14 protein-coding genes are annotated in these 10,330 nt (G+C 38.3%); 9 read left to right on the plus strand and 5 right to left on the minus strand.

The window, feature by feature from the left end:
• Positions 1 to 153: 153 nt before the first annotated feature.
• Positions 154 to 1,338, minus strand: coding sequence for an acetyl-CoA C-acetyltransferase (locus AC1DCY_RS25950; RefSeq protein WP_477355233.1), 1,185 nt, complete (start codon positions 1,336 to 1,338; stop codon positions 154 to 156).
• Positions 1,339 to 1,594: 256 nt separating this feature from the next.
• On the opposite strand from AC1DCY_RS25950, the gene AC1DCY_RS25955 reads away from it, so the two are divergent.
• On the plus strand, positions 1,595 to 2,566 hold the full coding sequence (locus AC1DCY_RS25955; protein WP_477355236.1) for an alpha/beta hydrolase: 972 nt from the start codon (positions 1,595 to 1,597) through the stop codon (positions 2,564 to 2,566).
• A 252-nt stretch (positions 2,567 to 2,818) separates the two neighbouring features.
• On the opposite strand, the gene AC1DCY_RS25960 is transcribed toward AC1DCY_RS25955, so the two are convergent.
• From AC1DCY_RS25960 to sirA, 3 genes are all read right to left on the minus strand, one after another.
• On the minus strand, positions 2,819 to 3,322 hold the full coding sequence (locus AC1DCY_RS25960; RefSeq protein WP_477355239.1) for an S-ribosylhomocysteine lyase: 504 nt from the start codon (positions 3,320 to 3,322) through the stop codon (positions 2,819 to 2,821).
• A gap of 184 nt (positions 3,323 to 3,506) precedes the next feature.
• A complete protein-coding gene (locus AC1DCY_RS25965) occupies positions 3,507 to 3,725 on the minus strand; it encodes a YneF family protein (protein ID WP_477355242.1) in 219 nt (72 codons plus the stop codon).
• A 102-nt stretch (positions 3,726 to 3,827) separates the two neighbouring features.
• Positions 3,828 to 4,253 carry a sporulation inhibitor of replication protein SirA gene (gene sirA, locus AC1DCY_RS25970; RefSeq protein WP_049668606.1) on the minus strand — a complete coding sequence of 142 codons (426 nt, stop codon included), beginning with the start codon at positions 4,251 to 4,253 and terminating at the stop codon, positions 3,828 to 3,830.
• Between the two features lie 284 nt (positions 4,254 to 4,537).
• Here sirA and AC1DCY_RS25975 point away from each other — a divergent pair, with 284 nt between their 5' ends.
• From AC1DCY_RS25975 to AC1DCY_RS26010, 8 genes are all read left to right on the plus strand, one after another.
• Positions 4,538 to 4,891, plus strand: coding sequence for a lmo0954 family membrane protein (locus AC1DCY_RS25975; protein ID WP_477355245.1), 354 nt, complete (start codon positions 4,538 to 4,540; stop codon positions 4,889 to 4,891).
• Between the two features lie 15 nt (positions 4,892 to 4,906).
• The gene (locus AC1DCY_RS25980; RefSeq protein ID WP_477355248.1) at positions 4,907 to 5,545 is read left to right on the plus strand and encodes a PspA/IM30 family protein; all 639 of its coding nucleotides are present in this window, start codon (positions 4,907 to 4,909) and stop codon (positions 5,543 to 5,545) included.
• 159 nt (positions 5,546 to 5,704) lie between these two features.
• A complete protein-coding gene (locus AC1DCY_RS25985) occupies positions 5,705 to 6,793 on the plus strand; it encodes an alpha/beta fold hydrolase (protein WP_477355251.1) in 1,089 nt (362 codons plus the stop codon).
• Between the two features lie 148 nt (positions 6,794 to 6,941).
• The gene (locus tag AC1DCY_RS25990) at positions 6,942 to 7,103 is read left to right on the plus strand and encodes a hypothetical protein (RefSeq protein ID WP_477355254.1); all 162 of its coding nucleotides are present in this window, start codon (positions 6,942 to 6,944) and stop codon (positions 7,101 to 7,103) included.
• Positions 7,091 to 7,240, plus strand: a complete 150-nt coding sequence (locus tag AC1DCY_RS25995; protein ID WP_477355257.1) for a hypothetical protein — start codon at positions 7,091 to 7,093, stop codon at positions 7,238 to 7,240. Before AC1DCY_RS25990 ends, AC1DCY_RS25995 begins: the two co-directional genes overlap by 13 nt.
• 80 nt (positions 7,241 to 7,320) lie before the next feature.
• Positions 7,321 to 8,013, plus strand: coding sequence for a cell wall-active antibiotics response protein LiaF (liaF, locus tag AC1DCY_RS26000; RefSeq protein WP_477355260.1), 693 nt, complete (start codon positions 7,321 to 7,323; stop codon positions 8,011 to 8,013).
• Positions 8,010 to 9,047: a sensor histidine kinase gene (locus AC1DCY_RS26005; protein ID WP_477355263.1), complete on the plus strand. Its 1,038-nt coding sequence runs from the start codon at positions 8,010 to 8,012 to the stop codon at positions 9,045 to 9,047. The genes liaF and AC1DCY_RS26005 overlap by 4 nt, the downstream gene beginning before the upstream one ends.
• Complete coding sequence (locus tag AC1DCY_RS26010) at positions 9,022 to 9,654, plus strand: response regulator transcription factor (protein ID WP_477355266.1); 633 nt, start codon at positions 9,022 to 9,024, stop codon at positions 9,652 to 9,654. The genes AC1DCY_RS26005 and AC1DCY_RS26010 overlap by 26 nt, the downstream gene beginning before the upstream one ends.
• A gap of 87 nt (positions 9,655 to 9,741) precedes the next feature.
• Here AC1DCY_RS26010 and AC1DCY_RS26015 read toward each other — a convergent pair whose 3' ends face one another.
• The gene (locus tag AC1DCY_RS26015; protein ID WP_477355269.1) at positions 9,742 to 10,143 is read right to left on the minus strand and encodes an HAD hydrolase-like protein; all 402 of its coding nucleotides are present in this window, start codon (positions 10,141 to 10,143) and stop codon (positions 9,742 to 9,744) included.
• Positions 10,144 to 10,330: the final 187 nt, after the last annotated feature.

Consider the following 10,330-nt stretch of genomic DNA (forward strand, 5'->3'; position numbering starts at 1 on the left):
GCTTTGCAGCTTTTAATCTGGCAAGTACATCACCGCCTAGTTGATCGGCTAATGTAACTGCCTCCTGCTTTGGTAGACTAGCTGTCACGCTATTATCCACTCGTTGCTGCTGTTTTCGTTTCTTTCCCATTGCAATTCACCTTCTTATTCACTTCAAGGGCGCTTGACTACAGTTGCCACACCTTGTCCACCACCGATACATAGTGTTGCGAGACCTATTTTTGCATCACGCTTTTCCATCTCATGTAAAAGCGTGACTAAAATACGTGCTCCACTTGCACCAATTGGGTGACCAAGAGCAATTGCTCCCCCGTTCACATTTAGTTTATCATGATTAAAGCCTAGTTCGCGATCTACAGCAATAGATTGAGCTGCAAAAGCTTCATTCGCTTCAATTAAATCTATATTATCTAATGTTACATCAGCCTTTGCTAATGCTTTCTTTACGGCCGTTACAGGGCCTGTTCCCATAATAGCTGGGTCTACACCCGCACTCGCATTCGCTGTAATTAGCGCGAGTGGTCGAATGCCTAGCTCTTCTGCTTTTTCTTTCGACATGACAACGACAGCCGCTGCACCATCGTTAATGCCCGATGCGTTTGCTGCTGTTACGGAGCCATCCTTTTTAAAGGCAGGACGTAGTTTAGATAGAGACTCAGCTGAAACGCCTTGACGTGGGAATTCATCTTTATCAAAAATAATAGGATCGACCTTACGCTGAGGAATTTCTACCGCTACAATTTCATCGCTAAACTTCCCTGCTGACATTGCCGCTTCTGCACGCTGTTGTGAACGTGCCGCAAAAGCATCTTGCTCGTCTCGAGAAATCTCATAGGCATCACATAAATTTTCAGCTGTAACGCCCATATGATAGTCATTGAAAGCACACCATAATCCGTCATGAATCATCGTATCGACTACTTTTTGGTCCCCCATGCGGAAGCCTTCTCGTGCATTTCTTAATACATATGGTGCTTGGCTCATATTTTCAAAGCCACCTGCAACGACAATATCTGCATCACCTGCTAAAATAGCTTGTGTTGCTAAGTGAACTGCTTTTAGTCCTGAGCCACAAACTTTATTAATCGTTAATGCAGATACTTCATGTGGCAAGCCTGCTGCAATCGCAGCTTGACGAGCTGGATTTTGACCAAGCCCAGCCGATAAGACATTCCCCATAATGACCTCGTCAACTTGTGCTCCAGCTACACCAGCACGTGCTAATGCATCTTTAATAACAATGCTCCCTAATTTTGTCGCTGGTACGTCCTTTAATGTTCCTTGGAATGAACCAATAGCTGTACGTACAGCACTTACTATTACTACCTCTTTCGTCATAAACATTCTCCCCTTTTCCCCGTTCAAAATTGAACACTGCATGCATATGCTACTAGCAGATATATCTATTTTAACAAATATTTTGACGATTTTCGATAACAGAAATAATCGCAGTTTTGCCAAAGATAATGTAAAATGTTGACGTGTTTTAAACAATCTCAGTAGGGAACATTACAATTAAGAAAAGTGCATACATACGAAAGATATCGCTTGTATGCCAAGACAACAAAAGAAACAGGACGTGGAGGTGTTAATAATGAAAAAGAAAATGCTTTTATTTTCAGGTATAACGACGACGATTGCCGCAGCAGCAACTGGTCTGTTCGGCTTCGCACTTTCCAATAAATTAATGTACATTAAGCAAAAGGATCCTGAATTTGTTCGTGAACGTGAAACCACTGCTAAACGTTTTGATGAAGCTTGGTACAATAAAAATTTAAAATGTGAATTAAATATTGACTCTCCAAATGGCTATACGATTCGCGGCATTATGTTTCAGCCATTGGAAACAAATAATACCATCATTATTTGCCATGGCGTAACAGAAAATAAAATCAACTCCGTCAAATATGCTCGACTTTTTGAACGACTTGGCTATAATTCCGTTATTTTTGACCACCGTAGACATGGGGAGACAGGTGGGAAAACGACTAGCTACGGCTATTATGAAAAAAATGACCTTGACGCAGTAGTCAATACTATAAAGGCAATGATTGGTGAAGACGCCATTCTTGGTATTCACGGTGAATCGATGGGTGCCGCAACAATGCTACTATATGCAGGAACTGTAGAGGATGGTGCAGATTTCTATATTTCTGATTGTGCGTTTTCTGATTTTTCAATGCTGCTGAAACAAATTGCGAAGACGGAATTTAAATACGGCTCGATTATTCCAATTCGTTTTGCAGATTTTTTTGTCCGCTTACGAGACGGTTATTCCTTTAAAAGTGTGACACCTTCTGAAGCTGTGACAAATATTGAAAAGCCTGTGCTCTTTATCCATAGTATACCTGACACCTTTATCCCAGCATCCATGTCATTGGATTTATACAATAAAAAAACTGGTCCTAAGAAACTGAAGCTATTTGATAAAGGTGCTCATGCACAGTCCTTTAATGAAAATATGGCTGAATATGAGGATTTAATCCATGACTTTTTAGAAAATTTCATCTATCAAAAAATTAGTCGTGATTCTTCTTCGTCTAATGTCATTCCATTTCATTTTTAGTAAATAACTCTTCTGCAAAACGATAGGCTGATTTCCGTTCCGACCGGGCGTTTTGTTGTTGCTGTCGCTTCGCTTTCGCACAGAGCAAAGTTTCCTGAGGGCATAAGATGCGCCGCTAACCTTTACAAAGATTTTCCTTAACCATTTTGTTTTTAGACACTATGAAAAACCTTGCTATACGAACTGTCCCCTAATTGTTAGATGGTGCTAACAATTGCGGGGCAGCTCAGCACGCAAGGTTTTTAAATCTTTTTATTCCGCAAAAACAAAATGCCACTCATCACGTTTTGCTAAAAATTCTTTGGCTAACGCCTGTGCACCTTCTAGACTATGGCTAGCTGCCCAGCCGCATTGCACTTCGTTGCAGGCTGGGACTGCAGTGGCCTTTGTTACATCCGTAAATGTTTTTTCTAAAATATTTAATAAGCCTTCATAATCATTGTGATTTATTAGCGATACATAGAAGCCTGTTTGGCAGCCCATTGGACTGAAATCAACAATATGGTCGGAGTAATTGCGGATAATGTCTGCCGATAAATGCTCTAGGGAATGTAATGCAGGCATTTCCATATGCTCTTTATTTGGCTGTTTAAATCGAATATCGTATTTGTACACTTCATCGCCATTTTTTCCTGTTTTAACACCTGCTAAACGTACATAAGGCGCTTTTACTTTCGTATGATCTAGATCAAAACTTTCAACATTTGTTTTTTCTTTCTGCAATGCAAACAACTCCTTTATATAGAATATTTCCATTATAACGAGTTTTCCGATAGAATTATATGTTTTTTACGAATTATTTAAACAATTCGCAATAATCAATTTCACCTTGTCGTAAATTGCGTTCGGAGGCTATAACTTTTTTAAGTCGATGTTTGTTGAAAGAAATCAAAAAACAACCAGCCCCGGCTTGGACTAGTTGCTCTTTAAAAAATTCCAATTACTTTTGGAATTTATTCATTTGTGACATCATTTGGCGTACTTGCTTTTCAGACGGCGTACGACCCATTTGCGCCATCATCATACGAATCATTTGCTCATTAATTGGTGGGTTTTCTTTTAAATATTTCATCATAGCTTTACGAGCTAAAAAGAAACCAAGTGCCGCGCCCGCTGCTAATGCGATAATTACAATAATAATCCAGCCCCATGTAGGCATACAACCAACCTCCTCCACTACAATATATACCGAGAAAAAAACTCTCCACGCAACATTATACACCAAATATTAGCGTGTTACTATATATTGTAGTGAAATTTCCTAATGCATTGTATACTTCATTGGCTTTAGCCACCCACACTCATTATCTTGTTTATTAAATGCAATAAAGCGCTCGCTCATCTTCGCAAGCATTTGGAATAGATCCAAATCAAGCATTCGTGAACCCTCACAATAAACACAAATTTTGCGTTCCACTAAATAAATTGCCATTTTTCCTTTTATAGGATGTTCTAAAAATAAAGCATTACGAGCTCTCTCTAAATGTGCATACTTGGAATCTAGTTGCGCCTCTAGCATCGTAGCTATCTCATCGAAGCGAACACTTTCACATATATATGCAAGTTCTTTTAAGGATTTCTCGTTAGCGTCTTCACAGCCTTGCATCATTTCTAATAACTTACGCTCTCTGCCGAAAATAAACGTTAAATGCTCTTCTTTTATTTTATATATGGAATAGGTTCTCACTAGAAATCCTCCTTCGCTCATTTCTTTTTCATAAGTATAGCTCATCCAAACTTTTTAATTTGTCAAACGAAGGAGGCATTCATCTTCTATTTTTGTCGAAAACTTTCTACTTTCCGTTCTATCAATTGCTTTATGGCTAATAAAGTTTTTACAATTTTAAGCTTCTTCGATTGTACTTAGAATACTCTCAGCCTCAAGACCTAGAGTAAAATCAATTTCCAGTCCGTTTTAGCAAAGCTCGCTAATAGGTAATATAAAGGTATCAACGAAAGGAGCTAAAACATATGAGAAAATTTTTTCTACTAATAGGAGGCTTTATCGCAGGATGTGTTGCACTTGCTTTAACTGGACCGCTTGCAGGTCTACTATTTTCAGGATTGTTTGTAGCACTCGGTATGCACTTCTACACTTCAAGTAAATCGTCATTCGGCAAAATCTTATGGTTTACAGTAGGTCTGATAGGTGTTCTATCAGCAATATCTAATATCCCAGCAATGGTTGGTTTAGCAGCAATCGCTGTTATCTATGTTATCTATAAAAAATGGAACAACGAAGATGTAAAAATCCCAACAATTGAAGCTAAAGAAGAAGATCCGTTTACAAACTTTGAAAAAGAATGGTCTAACTTAACAAAATAAAAGGAGCGAATTTAAATGAACTTATTTAAACGTTTTAAATATACAATAGAGGCAGATTTACATCAGTTATTTGATAAAAAGGAACAAAAAAATCCAATTGCGATGTTAAACCAATACATTCGTGAAGCAGAAAAACAAACAGAGCAAACTGGAAAATTATTAGAGCGTCAAGGTCAGTTAAAAGAAAAACTAGAGCAGGAATTTAAGCAAAATGCGGAATTACTAGCTAAACGTGAGGCTCAATTAAAATTAGCTTCTACTAGCGGTGAGCAAGATTTAATCGATTTTGCTTCTGATGAAGTTGCTGCATACACAGCACGTAACAATACACTACAAACTAGTATTGAAGCAAGTACACGTGAATACTTCGAGCTTGAACGTAAATTTGAAACAATGAAACACAAAATTAAAGACATGAAAGTGCGTCAATTACAGCTTATGGGCAAAGAAAACGTCACACGCGCTCACCATCAAATGGACGGAATGATTGCTAAAAACAATAAAACCAACTTTGAAGATTTAGAATCCTATATCGATAAGCTTGCTTACCAAATCGACAAAGATCATGAAGTAACATCTTTCGAGTCTCGTCTTGCACAGCTAGAAAAAAATGTCGCAGAAGATAACGCACAACTGCTAATTGAAAATAAATAACAATAACTGCTAATTGAAAAAAATAACATGTTATAATAAAAGAAATAAGGGATGCCTCAATTATTGAAGCATCCCCTTTCTTTGAAGAAAAATCTTTTGAAGGTGATCAAAAAGAGATAGAGAAAATAAAAAAGTGTAAACAGAAAGTGGTTTAGTCCTATGCTTAGAATATGTCTTTTTGCAATTTCTATTCTTTTATTACTTATATTTATGTTATTAGGTTACCGCTTTATTGTACAACAGCAAATCAAGCATAAAAGTGCTGAAATTATTAAAAATGGTGGGATTAGCGAGTTAAAGGAAATCAATGTAAACGGGGATAAACAATATATATTAGTGGAAGGAAAAGATAAGGAGAAACCATTTTGTTTATTTTTACATGGTGGGCCAGGATCACCATTCCCCTATGGCGTGAGTGCTCGAACATTGTATCCTGAAATAACCGAGAATTGCGTAGCAGTTTATTATGATCAAAGAGGTTCAGGAAAAAGTTTTAACAAGAAGTTAACAAATACTACACTGACCCTTTCTCAATTCACAGAAGATGCTAATATAATAGTTGATTATATTAGAGAGCATTATCAACAGGAAAAAATATTTGTCATTGGTCAGTCCTTCGGTACAGTAATTGGAACTCAGCTTGTATCTAATTATCCTGAGAAGTTCTATGCCTATTTAGGAATTTCTCAATTAACCAATACTAGTAAAGGCCAAGAACTTGGATACAGTTGGTTACAGAGTGAAGCTATAGCTAATGAAGATAAAAAAACACTCCAAATTTTAGAGGATATAGGAAAAGGTCCTTATTTAGCAAAAGATGAGGATCAATTTAGCGATCTTATCAATCAATATAAAGGTATGAATTATTTTGATGATACGATCAAGAAGGTGAATCTCTTTGAATTGATAAAAGGGGCTTTTACTTCCCCTGATTACTCTTTACAGGATCTGTATAAAGCATTTATTTCAGGGCCACAATTTAGCCTAATAGAAAGCCAAGAACTAAAAAAAGAAATCATCCTTACTAATTTTTTTGATTCTGTAAAAAGTATAGATATACCCGTTTATTTTATACAAGGTAAATACGATAAACAGACGAACTATGAATTAGCAAAGCAATATTATGAGCTATTAGAGGCACCAAATGGTAAAGAGTTTATCACTTTAGAGCACTCTGCTCATTATCCAAATACACTGGATTCAGCATTGATGAATGATACAATCAAAAAAATGCTTGAAGATCATTAAAAGGCTCATTACCAAAAATTTGGGATGACATTTGTAAAAACGTAGGCCATATATTTAAGTTGATTGGAGTGGAGGCTGGGCGACTCCTTGGGGATTAGCGATTAGAGGAACGAAGGCTAAAACCATCACGTCCTGTGATAACGCCTTCGTGACCAACATCATGTTGGCCCGAGACCCTGGAGCGAGCAGCGCGAGTGAAGCGGCTCATCGGACGCCCCCAGGAAGCTCTGCTCTGCGCGAAAGCGAAGCGTCAGCGGCAAATGTTTTATCTGTGCGAAAGCGGAGCGTCAGCAACAAATGTTTTCTGTAGCGAAAGCAAAGCGACAGCTACAAATGTTTTATCTGTGCGAAAGCGGAGCGTCAGCAACAAATGTTTTCTGTAGCGAAAGCAAAGCGACAGCTACAAAGCGCCCAGCCGGAACGGAAATCAACCCTACGTTATGGTAATGAGATAATCAAAACACTTTTACATGAAATATTTATTTTAAGAGAAGTTCGTCTTCTCTCATCAATTTGTAGAAAGAAGGGTGACCCTCTTGCAAAATTTCACAACTAATAAGCTCACTTTTGGGGTACTGTGCTTCTTTTTACTCGTTTTTGTGGAGCTCACAATTTTTAATAACGGTGGCGCCTTTTGCCTATTGATTGGGGTAGGACTTCTTTATTTAAGTTTCTCGAAAAAAAATCGTTTCTTTAAATGGACAGGAATTTTCTTTATCTCGATTGCACTCTTTACGATGTGGAGTTTACGCTTATTTATCGTCATCATTCTCTTATATATGCTCTATCAATACTTGCAAAGAGAAAACCAAGCCAAAGTTGTTGGTTTGGAGCTTTTCGAAAAGCTTCCTGCTACGAAAAACGAATTATTCGGTACAATGCCTGCACCATTAGAAGCCTATAAATGGCAAGATGTCCAAATTCAGCGACTTGCAGGCGACATTACGATTGATACAACACAAACAATTTTACCTGCCGGCACAAGTCTCATTACGATTCGACAAGGTATTGGTAAGGTACAAATTTATATCCCATATGAAATTCCATTCCGCTTACACTATACGACATTGTTTGGTGAATTAAAGTGCCTGCATGTTGGGCCACAACGCTTACTCAATGAAAGTGTAAGTTTCTCAGATGGTAGCCCCGAGGATGCAAAGCGTACACTTGTAATACATGTTGCAACATGGCTTGGGGACTTGGAGGTGCTACGTAAATGATTGCCTTTATCTCAAGAATATTTACTCTACTTTTTATTTTGATGAGTGCTACATTTGGTCTCCTTGTCGCTGTTTGGGGCGAACCAAACGAGAAAACATGGGAGCCATTATGGCAGCAGAATTATAATAATATCCCATTCGGTGGTTTTATTGTCGTTACTCTTTTTGCGCTTAGTTTACTGATTGCAAGCTGGATCAGTATGAATGCCCGTGCTAGAGAGGCTCAAGCAACCCGTATCGTGAAACAGTTAGTTGAACCTGATTTTGTATTACCTAAAAAACAGCCTTTACCAAAGCCTTTGAAAAAAGCTTTAATTCAAACAAGCGAGTTAATTGATACTCAACGAAAAAGCTTACAGCGTTTATCCAATGAACGCGCAGAAGCAAATGATAAAATTATTCAAGAGCGCATTATTGCTGAACGTCAACGCCTTGCTCGTGAACTCCATGATTCTGTATCTCAGCAATTATTTGCAGCTTCGATGTTACTGTCCGCATTAACCGAAACCGATGAAAATGCTACAAGCTTAAAGCAGGTTGAAAAAGTTGTGCAACAGGCACAGCTTGAAATGCGCGCATTATTATTACATTTACGTCCAGTAGCTCTGCACAATAAAACTCTTGCACAAGGGCTTGAGGAGCTCATTATTGAGCTGCAGCAAAAAGTATTTTTTCATATTGAATATGAGCTTGAGGAAATGTCGTTAACCAAAGCGGAGGAGGATCATTTATTCCGTATTGCACAGGAGGCGTTATCGAATACGCTACGCCATGCAAAAGCGAGCGAAGTTGAATTACTGCTCGTTGCCCGCGATGATTTAGCCATTTTACGTATCCAGGACAATGGCCTCGGCTTTGATGTCGAAGCCGATAAATCTACTTCTTATGGACTGCAAAACATTGCTGAACGTGCTGTAGAGATTGGCTGTACGTACAAAATTGTATCAGTGCCTGGAGAAGGTACAATTGTAGAGGTTAAAGTTCCTCTACAAAAGGAGGTTGAAGTGAATGATTCAAGTGTTAATAGTGGATGACCACGAAATGGTGCGGATTGGTGTTTCTGCCTATCTATCAGCACAACCAGATATCACTGTTGTAGGTGAAGCTGAAAATGGCAAAGAGGCAGTAGAACGTGCTCTCGCTCTCCGCCCTGACATTATTTTAATGGACAATGTAATGCCAGTCATGACAGGAGCTGAAGCGACAGCTGAAATTTTAGCAGCATGGCCCGAAGCAAAAATTATGATGGTAACAAGTTTTTTAGATGATGATAAAGTTTACCCTGCATTAGAGGCTGGTGCAGTCAGCTATATTTTAAAAACGTCAAATGCGAAACAAATCGCTGATGCCATTCGTAAAACAATGGGCGGTGAAACTGTTTTAGAGCCAGAAGTAACATCAAAAATGATGCATCGTATGCGCTACGGCAATAGTACCCCACTGTATGAGCAGCTTACCGAACGTGAGATGGAAGTATTATTGTTAATGGCTAAAGGCAAAGCCAATCAGGAAATTGCCGATGACTTATACATTGCATTAAAAACCGTAAAAACACATGTCAGCAATATTCTAGCAAAGCTCGATGTTCAAGACCGTACACAAGCAGTTGTCTATGCTTTTCAAAACGGGCTTGCGAAGTAAGGTTTTCTTAGATCGTTATCAGCGATTGCATCTATTTTCCAAAAAAAATACGAAACTGCATTTCCACCAATGCAGTTTCGTATTTTTTTAACCTAATCTATTAAGTAGTTCTTGTAGTTCGTTTACACTGTTCACTATGTATGTTGCTTGTGCATCCGTTAATTCCTCAAGTGAGCCATAGCCATAAGTAACACCGATAGAATCAATTTGATTTTCATGTGCCCCAACAATATCGTATTTACGATCTCCAATCATCAGAAATTGATCGATATTCACTTCATAGAAATGTTCTCGTACAAATGAGATAACTTCCCCTTTAGCTGACCGTGTACCATCCAAATTGCTACCTGCGACAAGGTCAAAAAAATGTTCAAGGTTGAAATATTGTAAAATTTGCTCTGCAAATACAGTTGGCTTCGATGTAGCTATTGCTAACCGATAACCATCCTTCTGTAAATATTCTAATAAAGATGATATATTTTGATACAATTTATTCTCATACATGCAACTTTGGATAAAACGTTCACGTTGAGACTCCCACCCCTAAAGGGACAAGCTGACTAATGTCAGTGGGATTCCTGAGTAACTATGCGTTCGCAGTCCATTTCTGTTTTGAACAGTTCTCAAGATTGGGGTATCCCATTACCCCTCCCTATCCAGTGCATATAGCAGATAG

Source organism: Lysinibacillus sp. 10T31 (assembly GCF_056394365.1).

Excerpts from the sequence above, each read along its gene's own strand:
- AC1DCY_RS26005 (WP_477355263.1), top strand. The coding sequence starts at position 8,010 with ATGATTGCCTTTATCTCAAGAATATTTACTCTACTTTTTATTTTGATG.
- AC1DCY_RS25950 (WP_477355233.1), bottom strand. The coding sequence starts at position 1,338 with ATGACGAAAGAGGTAGTAATAGTAAGTGCTGTACGTACAGCTATTGGT.
- AC1DCY_RS25965 (WP_477355242.1), bottom strand. The coding sequence starts at position 3,725 with ATGCCTACATGGGGCTGGATTATTATTGTAATTATCGCATTAGCAGCG.
- AC1DCY_RS25975 (WP_477355245.1), top strand. The coding sequence starts at position 4,538 with ATGAGAAAATTTTTTCTACTAATAGGAGGCTTTATCGCAGGATGTGTT.
- AC1DCY_RS25960 (WP_477355239.1), bottom strand. The coding sequence starts at position 3,322 with ATGGAAATATTCTATATAAAGGAGTTGTTTGCATTGCAGAAAGAAAAA.
- AC1DCY_RS25995 (WP_477355257.1), top strand. The coding sequence starts at position 7,091 with ATGTTTTCTGTAGCGAAAGCAAAGCGACAGCTACAAATGTTTTATCTG.
- AC1DCY_RS26010 (WP_477355266.1), top strand. The coding sequence starts at position 9,022 with ATGATTCAAGTGTTAATAGTGGATGACCACGAAATGGTGCGGATTGGT.
- AC1DCY_RS25980 (WP_477355248.1), top strand. The coding sequence starts at position 4,907 with ATGAACTTATTTAAACGTTTTAAATATACAATAGAGGCAGATTTACAT.
- AC1DCY_RS25955 (WP_477355236.1), top strand. The coding sequence starts at position 1,595 with ATGAAAAAGAAAATGCTTTTATTTTCAGGTATAACGACGACGATTGCC.
- AC1DCY_RS25985 (WP_477355251.1), top strand. The coding sequence starts at position 5,705 with ATGCTTAGAATATGTCTTTTTGCAATTTCTATTCTTTTATTACTTATA.